Origin of the sequence: Pseudoxanthomonas sp. F11 (genome assembly GCF_037046485.1) — a bacterium.
Lineage (GTDB): Bacteria > Pseudomonadota > Gammaproteobacteria > Xanthomonadales > Xanthomonadaceae > Pseudoxanthomonas_A.
In genome coordinates, this window is sequence record NZ_JBANLZ010000001.1 from 833287 (window position 1) to 852294 (window position 19008).

Genomic DNA, 19008 nt, shown 5'->3' on the forward strand with positions numbered 1-19008 from the left:
AAGAGCGGCACCTCCGTGTGCCGGAGAGAACCTTCAGCGGGACGATCCGGCCGCGGCGGCACGTTCCGCGGGTGCGGGTTCGACCCAGTCGGCGAACACCCGGGCGATGTCCGCGTCCGTCACGGTCTTGCCTTCCTGGATCTCGCCCGCCTGCGTGAACAGCGGGATGATCATCGCCATGCCATTGACCTTGGTCGTCAGCCGCACGCCGGGAGCCTGCGACAGGAGTCCGTCCCAGTGCGCGCGCACCTTGGCCCAGTAGCCGGCCGTCGCCTGCCAGTAGTCGCGTGCAGGCCTGAAGTCGACCTCGGTGGTCTTCAGGTAATCGTTGAAGCCGAATTCGCGCGCCAGTTCCACCTGCGTCCCGTCGGGCTTGCGCAGCACCTTGGTGTTGAACTGCTCGTGGGTCCAGCCATTCGGCGTCAGGGTGTGGCGGTTGACCACGGAAAGCGCGTTGTAGTCGCTGCGCCGGGTGTACTCGCGGCGCGGCAGCGGGCGCCAGGTCAGGTCGCTGGTCCAGGTGGCCACGCCGTTTCGGTAGTCCCAGCGCCCCGTCCCGCAGTAGCGCGGCGCATCGCTGACCTCGTACACGCACTGCGTCCAGGCGCCCCGCGTCGCGTCGGCCGCCATCGCGCGCACGTGCCATGTCTGGTCGTCGCTGAACTCGAAGCGCGTCTGCGCCTGGTAGGTCCAGTCCTGGCGCCAGTGCTTGGTGACGTGGCCGCTCTTGGGATCGACCAGGAGGTGTTGCAGGACGATCCGGGTGGGCGTGTCCTCGACGACGATGACGGTCTCATCGCCGCCACTGCGCATCGCGGGCTGGCGCTCGTAGCCCGGCTGCAGCAGGACGGTTTCGTCGAAGGCGAAGTCGACGGTGTAATCGCCCTGCATCGCCAGGATGGCCAGGCGGTCGCGGACGGGATCGGCGGCCCAGGCCTGGCCGACGGACAGCAGCAGCGTGGTGGACACCAGGGTGGCAACCGGCTTGTTCACGGGGTTTCCTCTCATGTTCTTCTGATCAGCGGAATGACGTTGTCGCCCGCCTCACGCGCTTCCTCCGCAGGGGAGGCATAGGAAGGCGGACGGGACGGAGACGGCAGACTGATGTCGGTGCGGGGCCCGCCCTCCAGATCGGCCCCTTCCGCCTGCGCGATGCGCTGCGCGGTCGTAGCGCCCAATGCCGACATCAACGGCAGGCTGGCGGCCAGCACCGGCAGCGCCGCAGGCTGCGGTACCGCATGCAGGTGCAGTACGCAGGCACGCCATTGCCCACCCAGCAGACGTCCGGACAGGCGACGCCACAGGCGATCCGCCAGCCCGCCGGCATCGCTATCCCGGCCGACCGGCAGCGATGCCGCCAACCGGTCCCACGCGACGAAGTCGCTGTCCGGCAACAGGCACAGGCGCCAGCAGCAGCGGCCCTGTACGTCGAAGAACAGCAGGCGTTCGTCGAGTCCGTCGCTGCCCACACCGGTGTGGACTTCCACCCGCACGGCCTGCTGCCAACCGGCGAGCTCGCTGCCCTGTTGCGTGCGGTACAGGCACAGCACCGGGCCCAGCGCCGCCAGTTGCGTGGCGGCGGGGGACGCATCGCGCACGTCGCAGAACACGGGACCTGGCATCAGGCGCAGCGTCGCCATGGCCGTTACCAGCTCACGGCAAGGCTGGCCGACAGACTGCGCCCCGGCGCGGTGTAGCGGGCCAGCGTCGTACTGGTGTCCAGCACCAGCGCGATGTCGCCGGCTTCGATATAGGTGCGGTCCCCCAGGTTGAACACACCGACGTTGAACCGGGCCCCGGGCGCGAAGTTCCAGTGCGCATACAGGTCGAGCACGCCATAGCCTGGCTGGCGGTAGTAGGCCGGATCGGAGACGCGGCGCTTGCGGTCGACGAAACGACCCGCCAGTTCCGCACCCCATGACGGCGCGTCGTACGCCAGGCCCAGCGTCGCGGTCAGCGGGTCCACGCTGTCCAGCGGCGTATCGGCGCTGCGATCCTCGCCGCGCGACCACGCGGCCGCGCCGCGCAGCGACCAGCCGTCCCACGCATCGGACAGCGCACCGATGTCCAGGCCCGCCTTGAACTCCACGCCATGGATCTGCGCTTCGGAAATGTTCTGCGACTGGTAGACCATCAGCCCGTCATCGTTGTAGCCGATGAAGCGCATCGACTCGATGAAGTCGTCGTAGCGGTTGTAGTAGCCCGACAGGCTGGCGTACGCCGCCTTCCCGGCGTAGCGGACGCCCAGTTCCACGCCATCGCTGGTTTCCGGCTTCAGGTCCGGGTTGGCGATCGCCGTGTAGCCGAACTGCACGTTGGTGAAGCCGATGTTGACGTCGTTGTACGGCGGCGAGCGGAAGCCGTGCGCATAGCCGCCGAACAGCGACCACGCGGGTGCGAACCTCCACACCATGCCCAGCTTGGGCGACACGGCGGTCTCGCGGATGTCCGCCAGCGCCAGGCCCGGGTTGTCGGTGTCGAAGATGGCATCGTGCCGGGGGTCGAGCCGGTAGTGGTCCACGCGCAGGCCCGGCACCAGCCGGAACGTGCCGTCGGCGAAACCGATCTCGTCCTGCACATACAGTGCGGCGGTCGTGGTCCTGCTGATCGGGAAGTCGCGCACGGGGAACGTATCCGGCGCCATCACCGGCGTGCTCACGCCGGTCAGCGGAAACGTGCGCAGACCGTCGCGCTTCTGCCGCGTCTCGGTGCGTGCGATGTCCAGGCCGTAGATCAGGTCGTGCCGGACCGATGCACCGAACCCCTTGCGGAAATTCGCCTGCAGACCGTGGGTCCGCTGGTCGAAGTTGAATTCCCGGTCGCGGATGTCGCGCAGCGTTGGCGCCGGCAGCGTCCGTTCCTCGCGCGTGTACTGGGTGGTTTCGCTGTCCTGGCGGTAGACCTGCCAGTCCAGGCTGTCGGCGAAACCGGCCGACAGGTCGTCCCATTCGTGCGCGAAGGCGACACGCGCACGCGTCTGGTGGTCGCGCGCGATCACGCGATCATGGGTGGCGCGCGTGAGCGACTGGTAGCCCTGCTGGGTCAACAGATCGGTGTCGGCGCTGTCTTCGTTGCCCTCCACCGTCAGGCGGAAGCGCTGCCCTTCAGTCGGCGAGAAGACCAGCTTCGTCAGCAGGCTGCGGCCGTCCCGCTCCTGCGGATTGGGCAGCGTGCGCGCGCCGCCGATGCCGGCGACGTCACCCTGATTCTCGGTTTCCTGGCCCTGCCGATGGCCCACGCCGACCAGGCCGCTCCAGCGCTCGCCGCCGAACGCCGCGGTGGCGTTGCCGAACAGGCCATTCCAGCTGCCGTCATAGCCGAGGCGGAACCCGAAGTACGCCTCCTTCCGGTCGTCGAGATAGTCCGACGGGTCCCTGGTGATGAAGGAGACCACGCCGCCGAGGGCATCGGACCCGTACAGCGAACTGGACGGCCCGCGCACGATCTCGACCTGCTTCAGCGTATCGAGGTCGACGAAGTTGCGGTTCGCATTCGAGAAGCTGCCGATCGAGAACGCATCCGACACCGGGATGCCATCGGTCTGGATGCGCACGCGGTTGCCCTCCAGGCCGCGGATGCGGAAACCGCCCAGGCCGAAGCGGCCGAAGCTGGAGGTCACCGTGACGCCGGGCTCGTAGCGCACCAGGCCCTTGATGTCGCGCACCAGGCGGTCGTCCAGTTCCTCCCGATCGATGACACTGACCGAGTTGGGTACGTCGGCGACGGCGCGCTCGCTGCGCGTGGCGGTGACCTGGATGCGCTCGAACTCCCGCGTAGCGGTGTCGGCGGACGTTTCGGCACGGGCATGGCCGGCAAGGGCCAGCCACACGGCCGCGGTGAGCAGCGTGGGACGCTTCATGGCGTACAGCATTCCTGTGGGTGATGAAGACCCGGAAGGCTGGCGGCCGGAGAATCCTTGGCTGGCGCCCGGTGGAGAGAGAGGGTGTTCGGCAGCGGCGCGTCGCAACGACGCACCGTCGCGACGAGGGTTCGGCCTACTTGGTGAGGATCAGCTTGTCGTTGCTGGTGTGGCGCAGGCGATACACACGGTCGCCGTGGCGGATGAGGACTTCGCGCTGCCCTTTCAGCAGGGCCGTGCTGTCCAGGGTGTCCTCGGCCTGCGGCCGGGCGTGCGACAGGGAAAGGCGCTCGCGCAGCGCCAGCGAATCGGACGTGGGCAAGGCGGTGACGTTCGAGATCATCGGGAAGCTCCAGGACGGAACGCCAATGATGATAATGATTCTTATTTGCGAGTCAACACCCCGAATGGGGCTCCCAACTCAGTCCGCGGCGGCGGTCAGCCGGGCCCACACCGGCTCGTCGTATCGCCCCGCAAGCTCCAGCGCCGTGAGGTTTTCGCGCAGTTGCTCCGGGCGGCTGGCGCCCAGGATGACGCTGGAGACATGCGGGTTCTGCAGGCACCAGGCGATGGCCAGCGGCGCAGGCTTCTCGCCCAGTTCGGCCGCCGCGGCGGCATAGCGGGCCGCGCGCTCCGGCCGCCGGGCGCCCTCCGCACCCAGCACCATCCGGCGCAGTTCCTCGTGCCCGGCCCGGCCCAGCCGGGTGTCGCCGGCGATGTCCTTCCCGTATTTTCCGGTCAGCAGTCCGGAGGCGAGCGGCGACCAGGTGGTGGTGCCCAGGCCCAGCTCGGCGTAGAGCGGCGCGTACTCCAGTTCCACCCGCTGCCGATGCAGCAGGTTGTACTGCGGCTGCTCCATGGTGGGCCCGTGCAGATGATGCTTGCGCGCGATCGTGGCCGCTTCGCGGATGCGGGCGGCCGGCCATTCCGACGTGCCCCAGTACAGCACCTTTCCCTGCCGGATCAGGCTGTCCATCGCCCAGACGGTTTCCTCGACCGGCGTATCCGGATCCGGCCGGTGGCAGTAGTACAGATCCAGATAGTCCACCTGCAGCCGGCGCAGAGCCGCGTGGCAGGCATCGAACACATGCTTGCGCGACAGGCCGCGCTGGGTGGGGCGCGGGTTCTCCACCGCGCCGAAGCACACCTTGCTGGACACGCAGAAACCATCACGCGGCAACCCCAGCGCGCGCAGCGCTTCGCCCATCACGCGCTCGCCTTCGCCATGGCCATAGACCTCGGCGTTGTCGAAGAAGTTGATCCCGTGGTCCCAGGCCAGCGCAATCAGTTCGCCCGCCTCGCGCGGGCCGACCTGCTGCCCGAACGTCAGCCAGGCACCGAAGGAAAGGGCTGAGACCTGAAGGCCCGACGTGCCCAGGCGGCGATACTGCATGGCAGGCTCCGGTGGCGACCGCGCCCATCGTAGCGCCCGTCCGGGCCACCCGCACGACGCCAAATGAGAATGGCTCCGCCCCGCACGGCGCACACCGCCTACAATGCGTGCGCTTTCCTCCTCCGGGGAGTAGCCCACCCGTCCAGACGGGTTCCGCGCGTCAACACACTTGGTCGACCGACCATGGCGCGCGGGACGAAGCGATCCGCTTCGCCGGGCAAGACCGAAGGCAGGCGTCGCGCTTACCCGGGCCGGGCAGTGCGTCGTTTGCCTTCGCGTCCATCCGCGAATGCCTGGCCCCGGAGTCGTAGATGTTCTCTCTGCAAGCCCTGCTGGTATCCACCGGCACCGTCACTCTGGCCGAGATCGGCGACAAGACCCAACTGCTCGCCCTGCTGCTGGCCGCGCGTTACCGCAAACCGTGGCCGATCGCGCTGGGCATCCTGGCCGCGACTCTGGTCAACCATGCGATCTCGGCGTGGCTGGGCGCGGAATTGACCGACTGGCTGTCGCCCGACGTGCTGCGCTGGGTCGTGGCCGCCAGTTTCCTGGCCGTGGCGCTTTGGACGCTGAAGCCGGACCGGTTGGACGAGAACGAGAAGCTGCCGGCCCATGGCGCCTTCCTGGCGACCACCATGGCGTTCTTCCTGGCCGAGATCGGCGACAAGACCCAGGTGGCTACGGTGCTGCTGGCCACGCGCTACGACCCCCTGTGGCAGGTCATCGCCGGCACCACGATCGGCATGCTGTTGGCCAACCTGCCGGTGGTCTGGCTGGGCCACCGGTTCGCCGACAGGCTGCCGCTGAAGCTGGCACGAACCCTGGCGGCCGCGGTGTTCTTCGGCCTGGCCCTCTGGGTCGCCTGGCGCGGAGTTGGCTGAACGGACTGGTGGAGCCGGCGCGCTGCTAGACTGCGCGGTCAGAACAATACGCAAGGTCTGGGGGAATACATGCTGGAAGTCTTGGGGCGGATCGGCTTCGGCCTGTTCGGTCTGGCGGTGCTGATCGGCATCGTCTGGCTGTTTTCCAACAACCGCCGGGCCATCGACTGGAAGCTGGTCGCCACCGGCATCACCCTGCAGATCGCCTTCGCCGCCCTGGTGCTGCTGGTGCCGGGCGGACGCGAGGTCTTCGACTGGCTGGGCCATGGCTTCGTGAAGATCCTGGAGTTCGTGAAGGCGGGCTCCGGTTTCATCTTCGGCAGCCTGATGGACACCGAGAAGTTCGGCTTCATCTTCGCCTTCCAGGTGCTGCCCACCATCATCTTCTTCGCCGCGCTGATGGGCGTGATGTACCACCTGGGCGTGATGCAGTTCATCGTGCGGATGATGGCGCTGGCCATCACCAAGGTGATGCGCGTGTCCGGCGCCGAGACCACCAGCGTCTGCGCCAGCGTGTTCATCGGCCAGACCGAAGCGCCGCTGACGGTACGCCCCTACATTCCGAAGATGACCGAGTCCGAGCTGATCACCATGATGATCGGCGGCATGGCCCATATCGCCGGCGGCGTGCTGGCGGCCTACGTGGGCATGCTGGGCGGCGGCGATCCGGAACAGCAGGCCTTCTACGCCAAGCACCTGCTGGCTGCGTCGATCATGGCCGCGCCGGCCACGCTGGTGGTGGCGAAGCTGCTGATCCCGGAAACCGGCACGCCGCTGACCCGCGGCACGGTGAAGATGGAGGTCGAGAAGACCTCCAGCAACATCATCGACGCCGCCGCGGCCGGTGCGGGGGACGGACTGAAGCTGGCGCTGAACATCGGCGCGATGCTGCTGGCCTTCATCGCCCTGATCGCGCTGATCAATGCGCCGCTGACCTGGTTCGGCGACGTCACCGGCCTGGCGGCCGCCATCGGCAAGCCGACCGACCTGGCCACGATCTTCGGCTACCTGCTGGCCCCGATCGCCTGGGTCATCGGCGTGCCCTGGCAGGACGCCACCACGGTGGGTTCGCTGATCGGCCAGAAGGTCGTCATCAACGAGTTCGTCGCCTACCTGCAGCTGGCCGGCATCGTGAACGGGCAGACGCCCGGCGTGACCCTGACCGACGAAGGCCGGCTGATCGCCACGTACGCCCTGTGCGGCTTCGCCAACTTCAGCTCGATCGCCATCCAGATCGGCGGCATCGGCGGCCTGGCGCCGGAGCGGCGTTCGGACCTGGCGCGCTTCGGCCTGCGCGCCGTGCTGGGTGGCACCATCGCCACGCTGATGACGGCCACCATCGCCGGGGTGCTGTCGCACTTCGGCTGATCCGGAGGGAGCGGCCGCCGGCCGCTTCCTTCCTCCTGCTTACGTTTCCCTCCCGTGATCACGGCATTGCCGTGGTCCGGACGCCAGGTATCCCCGCATGAACACGCCATTCCCCACCCCGTCCCACGTCGTCGTCGTGGGCTCCTTCAACGTCGACCACGTGTGGCGCTGCGACGCCCTGCCGGTCGCTGGCGCGACCATTGCCGGCCGCTACGCGAACGGCCCCGGCGGCAAGGGCTTCAACCAGGCCATCGCGGCGGTGCGGGCGGGAGCGGACACGACCTTCGTCTGCGCGCTGGGCGATGACGCCGGTGGCCGGCTGGCGCGCGACCTGGCGGCCGCCGACGGCCTGGCGCTGCGCGTGCAGGCAAGCGACGAGCCCACCGGCACCGCCGGCATCTACGTGGACGCGCACGGGCGCAACACCATCGTCATCGGTGCCGGCGCCAACGCGATGCTGTCGGCCGATTTCGTCGCCCGCCAGACGGACGTGCTGACGACAGCCGGGGTGGTGCTGGTCCAGCTGGAATCGCCTGCCGACGCGGTGCTGGCCGCGCTGCAGGCCGCACGGCAGCAGGGCGCCACCACCCTGCTGAACCCGGCGCCGGCGAATGCCGCGACGACCACCGAGCTGCTGGCGCATGCCGACGTCATCACGCCCAACGAAACCGAGTTCGCCGCCCTGCTCGCCCGCCATCTGGGCGAACGCATCACCGCCGACGATGTCGCCACCCTCGATGGCGTCACCCTGCACCAGCACTGCCGGCAGCTGTTTCCGCACGGTACGGTGGTGGTGACGCTGGGAGCCACCGGCGTGTACGTCTCCCACCCCGAGGACGCGTTGCGCGGCGATGCGCGGCCGCACTACCGCATGGCTGCCGAAGCGGCGACGGTCGTCGATACGACGGGCGCCGGCGATGCCTTCAACGGTGCGCTGGCCGCATCGCTGGCGGAAGCTTCGCAGGCGTCATTCGCCGACCATGTGCGCTTCGCCAACCGTTACGCCGCGCTGTCCACCGAACGGGCCGGAGCCGCGCTGGCCATGCCGCTGCTGAGCGAACTGCGGGCGCGCTTCGACACCGTGGCGGGCTGAACCAGGCCTCCGGTCGAGGGCCCGCAGGCACATGCCAGCGGACACCTCTAGCTACTGATAACCATTCTCATTTAGAATGATCGGGTCCGACACGCCCGATCCTTCTCCATGACCTCTCCGCTCCGCCTGAGCCTGCTTGCGCTCGCCCTCTCATCCATTCTGAGCCCGGCTGCGGTTGCGCAGTCCAACGATGCCGTCCAGCTCGACCGCGTGACGGTCTCGGCCAGCACCAGCCGCATTCCGGATTCCGCCGCGGCCCTGCCGAACACCATCACCATCATCGATCGCCAGCAGCTGGATCAGCAGCTGGCGCTGACACAGGACCTGTCCCAGGTCCTGGCCAACCTGATTCCCGCCTTCACGCCTTCCCGCCAGAAGCTGACCAACGCCGGTGAGAACCTGCGCGGCCGCAAGCCGCTGTATCTGGTCGACGGCGTACCGCAGTCGACGCCATTGCGCGAAGGCGGACGCGACGGCCACACCATCGATCCGGCGATGATCGAGCGGATCGAAGTGATCCACGGCGCCAATGCGCTGCAGGGCCTGGGCGCCTCCGGCGGCATCATCAACATCATCACCAAGCGCGCGCCCCGCAAGGACGGCGAGACGTTCCACGATGTCAGCGTCAGCGCAAGCGTGGCGGTCCCGCGCGAAGACGACAGCGCGGGCTACAAGGCGTCCTACGTCTTCGGCACGCGCCGCGGCGACGTCGACTTCGTCGGCGGCGCCTCCCTGGCCAGCGAAGGACTCTATTACGACGGCGATGGCCGGGCGATCGCCGTCAACGACGTCCAGGGCGACCTGATGGACGCGCGCAGCCACAACCTCTTCGCCAAGGTCGGCTGGAACCTCGACGGCCAGCGTCGGCTGCAGGTCAGCGCCAACCACTACGAGCTGCAGGGCAACAACGACTACCGCACCGTGCCGGGCAACATCGCCACCGGCCAGCTGGCCACGTCCGCGCCCGGCGGCAGCGAAGGCGAAGGCGCGCGCAACCGCTCGACATCGGTGGTGCTGGATTACACCGATCATGACCTGGCCGGCGGCTTCCTGCAGACGCAGCTGTACTGGGTGGATTTCAAGGCCCTCTACGGCGGCAGCTACTGGGGCGACTTCTGGGGCGACGGGCGCGACCCGGACTGGTACGACCAGTCGCAGAACGCGTCCAAGAAACAGGGCGGCAAGTTCAGCTGGTCGCGCGGCGACCTGTTCGGGATGGACCTGCGCGCCACGTTCGGACTGGACCTCGCCCGTGACCGCACCTACCAGGAGCTGGTCTACGCGCAGATCGACTGGGTTCCGGAAACGACGTACGAGTCGGTCTCGCCCTTCGTGCAGGCGGAATGGCGGTTCGCCGATGCCTGGCTGCTGACGGGCGGCCTTCGCCATGAGCGCGGTGAACTGCAGGTGGACGACTACCTGACCATCCCCGACCAGCGCACCGTGCCGGCCGGCGTGAAGGGCACGCGCTACCTGGTCACCGGCGGCACCACCAAAACCACCGAAACCCTGCCGAACCTGGGCCTGGTGTGGGAAGCCACCGACGCGCTCAAGCTGTACGCGTCCTACGCCGAAGGCTACACCGTGGCCGACATCGGTCGCGTGCTGCGCGGCATCACCGCGGCCGGCCAGCGGGTGGACAACCTGGTCGACCTGCAGCCGGTCATCGCCGACAACCAGGAGGTCGGTCTGGATTACGACGACGGGCGCTGGCTGGTGCACCTGGCCCTGTACCGCTCCGACTCCGACCTGGGCTCGCGTCTGGCCTTCGATACCGCGACGCAGACGTATGCGGTGGTCCGCGAACGGACCGAGATCAAGGGCTTCGATGGCAGCCTGTCGTACCGCTTCAGCGACGGCATGCGTGCGGGCCTGGCCTATGCGCGCAGCGAAGGGCGCTACGACAGCAATGCCGATGGCCGCGTCGACAGCGACCTGCCGGGCATCAATATCAGCCCGGACCGGGTCACCGCGTTCTGGGAGGCGGCGTTCACGCCCTCGGCGGACGTGCGCCTGCAGGCGAGCAAGGCGCTGGACCGCGAATTCGACCTGCGCGGCAACCCGGTGGCCGACTTCGACGGATACACCACGGTGGATCTGCTCACCCGCATCAAACTGCCCGTCGGCACGCTGAGCGTGGGCGTGGAGAACCTCTTCTCGGAGCAGTACGTGACCTACTACTCGCAGAGCACGCCACGCAACGACACCTACACCGCCGGACGCGGGCGCGTGCTCACGGTGGGCTGGTCCCACCGCTTCTGACGCGCCTCGACAACGCCCCGCATGCTTCCACGCCAGGCCATATCCGCCCCCTCCGCATGGCGCTTCCGCCCCGTGCTGAAGTGGCTGCACCTGTGGCTGGGACTGTCCGTGGGCCTGGTGTTCGCCGTCGTGTCGTTGACCGGCACGGTGCTGGTGTTCCAATCCGAACTGCTGCTGGCTGCGCATCCCGAACTGGAGCGCGGACGGCTCCCGCCGCTCGCGCTTCAGGGTCACGCGTTGGCGCGGATCGTGGCAGAGGCGGAGGAAAGCGGCATCCGTTCCATCGATCTGCCCTCGCCGAGGCTGCCTGCCTGGCAGGCGTTCGCCGCCCAGGGTGAACGCCACTACTTCGATCCCGCCAATGGCAAGCTTCTGCTGGTGCGGAATACGGGCAACGACGCGGTGATGTGGATGCGCGACCTGCACACGCACCTGCTGGCCGGCGAGGCGGGCGAGCAGGCGCTGGGCGCGGCCGGCATCGTGTCACTGTTCTTGCTGCTGTCCGGACTTTATCTGTGGTGGCCGCGCCTGGCCGCGTTGGCGGCGAGCCTGCGCTGGCATGCGGCGCCACCTGCCCGGCGATGGCTCAGCTGGCACCGCAGTCTGGGGGTTCTCCTGCTGCCCTTATTGCTGGTGGTGACCTTCACCGGCGTGGCGATGGTGTACAGCCAGCCGTTCCGGAGCGCGCTCCGCTGGACCTTCGCCGACGGGCCCGAGGTCGTACCACCCTTGCCGATCGAACGGAGGACCACCGCCATCGATTGGCCGGCCGTGCTGCTGGCCGCGGCGGACGCGGCTCCGCGGGGCAGCGAACTCCGCCGCGTCAGCGTGCCGGAGGGCGACAACGCCCTGGTGTCGATCCGTTTCCGCGCTCCGGGCGAGTGGCATCCCAACGGCCGCAGCGTGATCTGGCTGGACCCCTACCGCGCACGCGCGGTGCAGGTGCACGACGCGACCGTGCAGGGTACCGGCGCCCGCATCAGCGAGACGATGTATCCGCTGCATGGCGGCTTCGTGGGCGGGCGCGCCTGGCAATGGGCCGTCGCCGCTGCAGGGCTGCTGCCCGCCTTCCTCCTGGCGACCGGCTTCCTGTTCTGGCGCGCGCGACGCCGCAGGCGCTGACCCTCCGGGGCCGGCGGTACAATGCCGCCATGCAGATCGGCCCTTACCGCATCGACCCGCCGGTGATGCTGGCCCCCATGGCCGGCGTCACCGACAAGCCGTTCCGGCTGCTGTGCAAACGGTTGGGCGCGGGCCTGGCGGTGTCGGAAATGACCATCAGCGACCCGCGCTTCTGGACCACGAACAAGTCGATGCGCCGCATGGACCATGACGGCGAACCCAGCCCCGTCAGCGTCCAGATCGCCGGCACCGAGCCGCAACAACTCGCCCATGCCGCGCGCTACAACGCCGACCACGGCGCGCAGATCATCGACATCAACATGGGCTGTCCGGCCAAGAAGGTGTGCCACGCCTGGGCGGGATCGGCGCTGATGCGCGACGAGGCGCTGGTGGGCCGCATCCTGGAGACCGTGGTGAAGGCCGTGGACGTGCCGGTCACGCTGAAGATCCGCACGGGCTGGGACTGCGACCACCGCAACGGGCCGACCATCGCGCGCATCGCGCAGGAGAGCGGCATCGCCTCGCTGGCCGTGCACGGCCGCACGCGCGACCAGCACTACACCGGCGTGGCCGAGTACGAGACCATCGCGGCGATCAAGGCCGCGCTGCGTATTCCCGTCGTCGCCAACGGCGACATCGACTCGCCGGTCAAGGCCGCGCAGGTGTTGGCGCAGACCGGCGCCGACGCGGTGATGGTCGGCCGCGCAGCGCAAGGCCGTCCGTGGATTTTCCGTGAGATCGCGCACTTCCTCGCCACCGGCGAGCACCTTCCCCCACCGGCGCTGCATGAAGTGCGCGACATCCTGCTGGGCCACCTGCAGGCATTGCACGCCTTCTACGGCGAACCGCAGGGCGTGCGCATCGCCCGCAAGCACCTGGGCTGGTACGCGAAGGACCGGCCGGAACAGGCCGCCTTCCGCGCCGTGGTGAATCGCGCGGAGACTGCCGGGGAACAGCTGCGGCTCACGCGCGACTACTTCGATGCCCTGATCGCCGGCGATGCGCTGCCGACGGCGGCCTGATTCTCTGACGGAGGCTTTCGTGACCGAATCCAGTTCTCCCTACCTGCATGGCTTCTCGCCGGTGGAGCAGGCCCGCCTGATCAAGCAGGCCCGCCTGCTGGAAAGCACGCTGTTCAACCATGTCGACTACACCGGGGTGCGCCGCCTGCTGGAAGTGGGCAGCGGCGTGGGCGCGCAGACCGAGATCCTGCTGCGCCGTTTTCCCGATCTGCACGCCACCTGCGTTGACCTCAACCAGGTGCAGCTGGACGCCGCGCGCGACAACCTGGCGAAGATGCCCTGGTGCCGCGACCGCTACACCCTGCAGCAGGCCGACGCCAGCCGCCTGCCCTTCGGCGCACGCGACTTCGATGCGGCGTTCCTTTGCTGGATCCTGGAGCACGTGCCCAACCCGGCGCGCGTGCTCAGCGAAGTACGGCGCGTGCTGGCGCCGGGTTCGCCGATCTACGTCACCGAGGTGATGAATTCCTCGTTCCTGCTGCATCCGTACTCGCCCAACACCTGGCGCTACTGGATGGCGTTCAACGACTTCCAGTACGACAGTGGCGGCGACCCGTTCATCGGCGCCAAGCTGGGCAACCTGCTGCTGGCCGGTGGTTACCGCGACGTGGTCACGGAAATCAAGACCGTGCACTTCGACAACCGCGAGCCGGCAAGGCGGAAGGACATGATCGCGTTCTGGGAGGAACTGCTGCTGTCCGCCGCGGACTCGATGGTCGAGGCGGGCCGGGTCACCCAGGACGTGGTCGATGGCATGCGCCGCGAGATGCACGACGTGCAGAACGACCCGGACGCGGTGTTCTTCTATGCCTTCGTGCAGGCGCGCGCAACGGTCTATTGACCGACCGGCCTATTGCGCATGATCCCCGCCCGCCTGCGGCGCGGGAGGCGCGTGCGCGTCGTCAAGCCTGGCGCGCACAGGAATCGGTGAGGGATGCCACGTGCGATGCCACATGGCCGCCAACAGACGGCCCAGACCGTCGCCACCCCTGACCGGGATGGACCATGGCTCCTGCACGGGCGCCATGGCCTGCCAGCGTCCGTCGCGCCATTCCGCCACCTGGAAACGGAAGTTGTAGTCCGGCTCCACGCCCATGCGCAGGTCGGACAGGACCAGGCGACCCTGCCGGACCTGCGCGCGCATGAAGCCATGGTTGAACCACGACAACCGTTGCACCGCAGGCACGTCCGCCGCTTCGCGCAGCGCTTGCACGTTCGACGGGTAGCCTCGGAACCTCAGCGGGCCCTCATCGACCAGCACCGAACGCTCGGCTTCCACATAGCCCGACGGCGTCATCGCCACCACACGCCACAGCAGCGTGTTGAACGGCATGGGCACCGAGAAGTACGGCGCATCGCCCAGGCCCATGGCGGCCAGCGTGCGTTCGGCTTCGCGGTCGACCATCGCCTTGGCCACCAGCGACCAGCCCAGATAGGCGCTGCTGAGCACCAGGCCCACCAACAGTGCACGCCGGGCGGCGGCGCGATCGCGCAGGAACCACGCGGCCACGCAGGCGACCAGCAGCCAGACGGTGTAGAGGGGATCGATGATGAAGACGCTGGACCACATCGTCGGTGGCGGGGACAGTGGCCACCACAGCTGCGTGCCGTAGACGGTAAAGGCATCCAGCAAAGGATGCGTCACCAGTGCCAGCTGGATGGCCCAGAACCAGCGCGCGGGCGCGGATGCGACGCGACCGTGGCCGAACCGTTTGAACAGCCACCACACCAGCCAGCCCACCAGCGGCAGCAAGAACAGCGAATGGCTGAAGCTGCGGTGCACGGTCATCAAGGTGACCGGATTGTCGGAGAACAGCGCGATGGGCAGGCTGTCCAGGTCAGGCAGCGTACCGAGGGCGGCGCCCGCGAGCAGCGCGGCGCGACGATGGGCGGCGGGGGCGATGGCGGCGGCGACGGCGCCGCCGAGGACGATCTGGCTGAGGGAATCCATGCGGCGATCCTAGCAGCCGTCGGCGGGATTGCTCACGCTGCGTGCGGCACGTCGTGCGCGACCAGGCGCAGGCGCGGGGCGACATGGGACAGGACTTGGCCGGTGTGCGCCAGCAGGCACAGGCTGCCGTCCGCCTCTTCGCTCAGCGCGGTCAGGCTTTCCACCCAGTCGCCGTCGTTCGCATACAGCAGGCCCTCGCGCTGGAGCAGCGCGGCGCGATGGATGTGCCCGCAGACGATGCCATCCAGGCCGCGCCGTCGCGCATCGTCCAGGCCCGCATGCACGAAGCGCGCGATATAGCGCTCAGCGGTGTCGCTCTGGCGCTTCAGGTACTCCGCCAACGACCAGTAGCGCAGGCCGAAGCGGCGACGCAGCCGGTTGGTCAGCCGGTTGCCGGTGAGGATGCGGTAGTAGAGCCAGTCGCCGAACTTTTCCTGCAGCCCGCCGAAGTGGGTGACGCCGTCATAGTCGTCGCCATGCGTCACCAGCAGTCTGCGTCCATCGAGCGTGGTATGGATCGCACGGCGACGCACCTGCATGGCCGGCAGCATCAGGCCGCAGAAGCGGCGGATCGGCCGGTCGTGGTTGCCGGGGACATAGATGAGTTCGGTGCCGTTGCGTGCCAGCGCGTGCAGCGCCTCGATGACGCGATTGTGGGCCGCGTCCCACCACGCGCGTCGCTGCGCCATCCACCACAGGTCGACGATGTCGCCGACCAGATACAGCCGCCGGCACTGCAGCCCGCCGAGGAAGTCGGCGAACTCCGCCGCATGGCAGTGCTTGGAACCCAGATGGACGTCGGAAACGAAGACCGCGCGCCGCATCGAGCGTGGCACGGCCGGCGGACTCATGCCGCCGCCTCGGTCGGGCGCCACGCCTGGCCCAGGTAGCGTTCGCGCTTCTTCGGCCGGATACGGTGCAGGTCCACCTCGATCAGCCCGTCGATGGAATCGCTAAAGTCCGGATCCACGCCGAACGCAAGGAAACGCGCCCCGCCCGGCTCGCAGAGCTCGGTGTACTGCTTGTAGAGCATGGGCACGGTGGCGCCCAGCGTGTCCAGATTCGTCTTGAGCACGCGGAAGGCGGTATCGGCCTCGAGCGTGTCGAAGCAGGGCGGTGTGGCGGTGTAGCGAAACGGATGGCGCGAGCGCGCCTCGCCATTCGGATCGCCGTAGTAGTGCGCGTAGTACGCGACGATCTGTTCGCGCGCATGCAGCGGCAGTGCCGCGCTCATCGACACCGCACCGAACAGGTAGCGCACGCGCGGATGCCGGCGCAGGTAGGCGCCGATGCCCTGCCACAGGTAGTCGATGCTGCGGCTGCCCCAGTAGTCGGGCACCACGAAACTGCGGCCCAGTTCCATGCCCGCGGCCAGCCGCGGCAGCGCATCGTCCGCGTAGTCGAACAGCGACGCCGTGTAGAGACCCTTCAGACCCTGCGCCGCCAGCACCGGCGCGCCGCGCGCCAGCCGGTACGCGCCGGCGATCTTCCGCTGCGCCGCATCCCACAGCACGATGTGTTCGTACCAGGTGTCGAACGCATCCACGTCCATGCGCTTGCCCGTGCCCTCGCCCACCGCGCGGAAGGTCAGTTCGCGCAGCCGGCCGATCTCGCGCAGCAGCGGCGAGCCACCGGCCAGGCGCCCCACGCAGATCCGCTTGCCGTCGGTGGTCTCACCCAACACGTCCAGCGCATCGATACAGGCCGCAAGCGCCTCCGGCGCCAGCGCATCGACCAGGGGCTCCTGCACCTCGGCCGGCGGCTCGACGCGCCGGCCCTCGCGGCGACCGAGCGCGTACAGCGCCTCGCGCACCTGGCGGATCAGCGTGGCGGGGGCGATGGTCGGGTCCAGTCGCAGCGGCCGGCCCACATGCAGCTGCAGGCGACGCTGGCTGCGGCGGAACATCTCGCGCGCCAGCAGCGCCGTGCCCGCCGGCTTGAACAGGGCCGACGCGCCATAGAAGAACGCGGAGTTTCGCGCCACCACCCGCACCGGCAACACCGGCGCGCCGGTCGCGCGCGCAAAGCGCAGGAAGCCGCGACGCCAGCGCGTATCGCGCACGCCCCGTGGACCCAGCCGCGAGACTTCGCCAGCCGGGAACACGATCACGCACTGCTCGGCTTCCAGGGCCTGTTCGACCGCCCGCACGCTGTCCGCGCTCGGCTTGCCGCCCAGGATGCGCACGGGCAGCAGCAGCGGGGCGACGGGCGCGATGCCGGCCAGCATGTCGTTGGCGACGATGCGGACGTCGCGCCGCACCCGGCCCACCATCTGCAGCAGCGCCAGTGCATCCAGCGCGCCGGACGGATGGTTGGCCACGATCAGCAGCCGCCCCTGCGCCGGGATCCGGCGCGCGTCCTCGTCGGCGACGGCGGGCCGCAGGTTGAGATGGTCGATGGCGGCATCGATGAAGTCCAGGCCGCGCAGGTGGCCGTGATCGGCCAGGAAGGCATAGGCCTGGTCCAGCCGGGACCAGCGCCCCAGGGTGCGCAGCAGCGGACCGGTCAGCCGGGCGCGGCGGCCGCGGAACCAGTGGGGGTAGCGTTCGGCGATCTGGCGTTCCAGCAGGTGCATGGGCAGGGGCTGGCGGCGGGGTTTCGCCGCGCAGCCTGCGCCTGGCCGGCGACAGCACGGTGTCCGTTTTCTGGCAGTCCGGTGACACCGGGGCGCTTGATTCCCCCTTAACCCCGGACAACCCTGAACGGCGCAGAATGCACGCACCGCCCCCGGCGTGTATCATGCGCGCCCATCTTTTCATCCGAATCAAAGGATATAAGCCTGATGTCCAGCTACCTGTTCACCTCCGAATCGGTCTCCGAAGGCCATCCGGACAAGATCGCCGACCAGATTTCCGATGCCGTGCTGGACGCGATCCTGGCCCAGGACAAGCGCGCGCGCGTGGCCTGCGAGACGCTGGTGAAGACGGGCGCGGCCATCGTGGCCGGCGAAGTCACCACCACCGCGTGGGTCGACATCGAGGCGCTGGCGCGCAAGGTCATCAACGACATCGGCTACGACAATTCCGACGTCGGCTTCGACGGCCACACCTGCGCCATCATCAACATGCTCGGCAAGCAGTCGCCCGACATCAACCAGGGCGTGGACCGCAAGAAGCCGGAAGAACAGGGCGCGGGCGACCAGGGCCTGATGTTCGGCTATGCGTGCAACGAGGCGCCGGAATTCATGCCCGCCCCGCTGTACTACAGCCACCGTCTGGTGGAACAGCAGGCCAAGGTGCGCAAGAAGGGCAAGCTGAAGTGGCTGCGCCCGGACGCCAAGTCGCAGGTCACCCTGCGCTACGACGGCAACACCGTGCTGGGCCTCGACGCCGTGGTGCTGTCGACCCAGCACGATCCGGACATCAAGCAGAAGGACCTGATCGAGGCCGTGCGCGCCGAGATCCTGGTGCCGGTGCTGCCCAAGAAGTGGCTGGACGCGCTGCCGAAGAACAAGGTGCACATCAACCCGACCGGCAAGTTCGTCATCGGCGGCCCGGTGGGCGACTGCGGCCTGACCGGCCGCAAGATCATCGTCGACAGCTACGGCGGCATGGCCCGCCATGGCGGCGGCGCGTTCTCGGGCAAGGATCCGTCGAAGGTGGACCGTTCGGCCGCCTACGCCGCGCGCTACGTGGCCAAGAACATCGTGGCCGCCGGCCTGGCCGACAAGTGCGAAGTGCAGGTCTCCTACGCGATCGGCGTGGCCGAACCGACCTCGATCTCGGTGACCACGTTCGGCACCGGCAAGGTGGGCGACGACGTGATCGAGAAGCTGATCCGCAAGCACTTCGACCTGCGCCCGTACGGCATCACCAGGATGCTGGACCTGGAACACCCGATCTACCAGCCGACCGCCAGCTACGGCCACTTCGGCCGCAAGCCGAAGGAGATCAGTTACGTGGACGGCGCCGGCAAGAAGCAGACCGCGACCGCCTTCTCCTGGGAGAAGACCGACCGCGCCGAGGCGCTGCGCAAGGACGCCAAGCTGAAATAATCGCCGCGAACTCCGCGACGACGGGAACGGGCCGCACCAGCGGCCCGTTTTCTTTTGGAATCC

At 68.6% G+C, this 19008-nt stretch carries 16 protein-coding genes; 8 read left to right on the forward strand and 8 right to left on the reverse strand.

The genetic code is table 11. From position 1 onward, the window contains the following. Nucleotides 1-33: 33 nt before the first annotated feature. From V8246_RS04125 to V8246_RS04145, 5 genes are all read right to left on the reverse strand, one after another. Nucleotides 34-957: a DUF6607 family protein gene (locus tag V8246_RS04125; protein ID WP_336188328.1), complete on the reverse strand. Its 924-nt coding sequence runs from the start codon at nucleotides 955-957 to the stop codon at nucleotides 34-36. A 47-nt stretch (nucleotides 958-1004) separates the two neighbouring features. Further along, entirely contained in the window at nucleotides 1005-1640 is a 636-nt protein-coding gene (locus tag V8246_RS04130) for a Hemin transport protein (protein ID WP_336188026.1), read from the reverse strand. A 5-nt stretch (nucleotides 1641-1645) separates the two neighbouring features. Then, nucleotides 1646-3859, reverse strand: a complete 2214-nt coding sequence (locus V8246_RS04135) for a TonB-dependent hemoglobin/transferrin/lactoferrin family receptor (protein ID WP_336188028.1) — start codon at nucleotides 3857-3859, stop codon at nucleotides 1646-1648. A gap of 136 nt (nucleotides 3860-3995) precedes the next feature. Beyond that, on the reverse strand, nucleotides 3996-4202 hold the full coding sequence (locus V8246_RS04140; protein WP_185895263.1) for a hemin uptake protein HemP: 207 nt from the start codon (nucleotides 4200-4202) through the stop codon (nucleotides 3996-3998). 78 nt (nucleotides 4203-4280) lie between these two features. Next, entirely contained in the window at nucleotides 4281-5252 is a 972-nt protein-coding gene (locus V8246_RS04145; protein ID WP_336188029.1) for an aldo/keto reductase, read from the reverse strand. A gap of 311 nt (nucleotides 5253-5563) precedes the next feature. Here V8246_RS04145 and V8246_RS04150 point away from each other — a divergent pair, with 311 nt between their 5' ends. The 7 genes from V8246_RS04150 to V8246_RS04180 all read left to right on the forward strand — a co-directional run bounded on the left by V8246_RS04150 (nucleotide 5564) and on the right by V8246_RS04180 (nucleotide 13841). Continuing rightward, the gene (locus V8246_RS04150) at nucleotides 5564-6133 is read left to right on the forward strand and encodes a TMEM165/GDT1 family protein (protein ID WP_336188030.1); all 570 of its coding nucleotides are present in this window, start codon (nucleotides 5564-5566) and stop codon (nucleotides 6131-6133) included. Nucleotides 6134-6202: 69 nt separating this feature from the next. Next, nucleotides 6203-7501 carry a nucleoside transporter C-terminal domain-containing protein gene (locus tag V8246_RS04155; protein ID WP_185895259.1) on the forward strand — a complete coding sequence of 433 codons (1299 nt, stop codon included), beginning with the start codon at nucleotides 6203-6205 and terminating at the stop codon, nucleotides 7499-7501. A gap of 97 nt (nucleotides 7502-7598) precedes the next feature. Further along, nucleotides 7599-8594, forward strand: a complete 996-nt coding sequence (locus tag V8246_RS04160) for a ribokinase (protein ID WP_336188031.1) — start codon at nucleotides 7599-7601, stop codon at nucleotides 8592-8594. Nucleotides 8595-8702: 108 nt separating this feature from the next. Then, nucleotides 8703-10856: a TonB-dependent receptor gene (locus tag V8246_RS04165; RefSeq protein ID WP_336188032.1), complete on the forward strand. Its 2154-nt coding sequence runs from the start codon at nucleotides 8703-8705 to the stop codon at nucleotides 10854-10856. Between the two features lie 21 nt (nucleotides 10857-10877). After that, nucleotides 10878-11978 (forward strand): PepSY-associated TM helix domain-containing protein, encoded by a 1101-nt coding sequence (locus tag V8246_RS04170; RefSeq protein ID WP_336188033.1) that lies wholly within the window; start codon nucleotides 10878-10880, stop codon nucleotides 11976-11978. Between the two features lie 29 nt (nucleotides 11979-12007). Then, complete coding sequence (dusB, locus tag V8246_RS04175; protein WP_336188034.1) at nucleotides 12008-13000, forward strand: tRNA dihydrouridine synthase DusB; 993 nt, start codon at nucleotides 12008-12010, stop codon at nucleotides 12998-13000. 19 nt (nucleotides 13001-13019) lie between these two features. Further along, nucleotides 13020-13841, forward strand: a complete 822-nt coding sequence (locus V8246_RS04180) for a class I SAM-dependent methyltransferase (protein ID WP_238394881.1) — start codon at nucleotides 13020-13022, stop codon at nucleotides 13839-13841. 9 nt (nucleotides 13842-13850) lie between these two features. On the opposite strand, the gene V8246_RS04185 is transcribed toward V8246_RS04180, so the two are convergent. From V8246_RS04185 to V8246_RS04195, 3 genes are read right to left on the reverse strand one after another with little or no spacing between them, the layout of a single operon-like run. Next, nucleotides 13851-14951: a metal-dependent hydrolase gene (locus V8246_RS04185; protein WP_336188035.1), complete on the reverse strand. Its 1101-nt coding sequence runs from the start codon at nucleotides 14949-14951 to the stop codon at nucleotides 13851-13853. Nucleotides 14952-14983: 32 nt separating this feature from the next. Next, nucleotides 14984-15802, reverse strand: a complete 819-nt coding sequence (locus V8246_RS04190) for a UDP-2,3-diacylglucosamine diphosphatase (RefSeq protein ID WP_336188036.1) — start codon at nucleotides 15800-15802, stop codon at nucleotides 14984-14986. Next, entirely contained in the window at nucleotides 15799-17526 is a 1728-nt protein-coding gene (locus V8246_RS04195; protein WP_336188037.1) for a lysophospholipid acyltransferase family protein, read from the reverse strand. Before V8246_RS04195 ends, V8246_RS04190 begins: the two co-directional genes overlap by 4 nt. Nucleotides 17527-17733: 207 nt before the next feature. Between V8246_RS04195 and metK the strand changes: the two genes are divergently transcribed. Then, entirely contained in the window at nucleotides 17734-18945 is a 1212-nt protein-coding gene (metK, locus tag V8246_RS04200; RefSeq protein ID WP_336188038.1) for a methionine adenosyltransferase, read from the forward strand. Nucleotides 18946-19008 lie beyond the last annotated feature (63 nt).

Coding starts and splice junctions, on each gene's coding strand:
- V8246_RS04135 (WP_336188028.1), bottom strand. CDS start 3,859: ATGAAGCGTCCCACGCTGCTCACCGCGGCCGTGTGGCTGGCCCTTGCC.
- V8246_RS04155 (WP_185895259.1), top strand. CDS start 6,203: ATGCTGGAAGTCTTGGGGCGGATCGGCTTCGGCCTGTTCGGTCTGGCG.
- metK (WP_336188038.1), top strand. CDS start 17,734: ATGTCCAGCTACCTGTTCACCTCCGAATCGGTCTCCGAAGGCCATCCG.
- V8246_RS04165 (WP_336188032.1), top strand. CDS start 8,703: ATGACCTCTCCGCTCCGCCTGAGCCTGCTTGCGCTCGCCCTCTCATCC.
- V8246_RS04170 (WP_336188033.1), top strand. CDS start 10,878: ATGCTTCCACGCCAGGCCATATCCGCCCCCTCCGCATGGCGCTTCCGC.
- V8246_RS04145 (WP_336188029.1), bottom strand. CDS start 5,252: ATGCAGTATCGCCGCCTGGGCACGTCGGGCCTTCAGGTCTCAGCCCTT.
- V8246_RS04150 (WP_336188030.1), top strand. CDS start 5,564: ATGTTCTCTCTGCAAGCCCTGCTGGTATCCACCGGCACCGTCACTCTG.
- V8246_RS04185 (WP_336188035.1), bottom strand. CDS start 14,951: ATGGATTCCCTCAGCCAGATCGTCCTCGGCGGCGCCGTCGCCGCCGCC.
- V8246_RS04195 (WP_336188037.1), bottom strand. CDS start 17,526: ATGCACCTGCTGGAACGCCAGATCGCCGAACGCTACCCCCACTGGTTC.
- V8246_RS04130 (WP_336188026.1), bottom strand. CDS start 1,640: ATGGCGACGCTGCGCCTGATGCCAGGTCCCGTGTTCTGCGACGTGCGC.
- V8246_RS04140 (WP_185895263.1), bottom strand. CDS start 4,202: ATGATCTCGAACGTCACCGCCTTGCCCACGTCCGATTCGCTGGCGCTG.
- dusB (WP_336188034.1), top strand. CDS start 12,008: ATGCAGATCGGCCCTTACCGCATCGACCCGCCGGTGATGCTGGCCCCC.
- V8246_RS04160 (WP_336188031.1), top strand. CDS start 7,599: ATGAACACGCCATTCCCCACCCCGTCCCACGTCGTCGTCGTGGGCTCC.
- V8246_RS04190 (WP_336188036.1), bottom strand. CDS start 15,802: ATGAGTCCGCCGGCCGTGCCACGCTCGATGCGGCGCGCGGTCTTCGTT.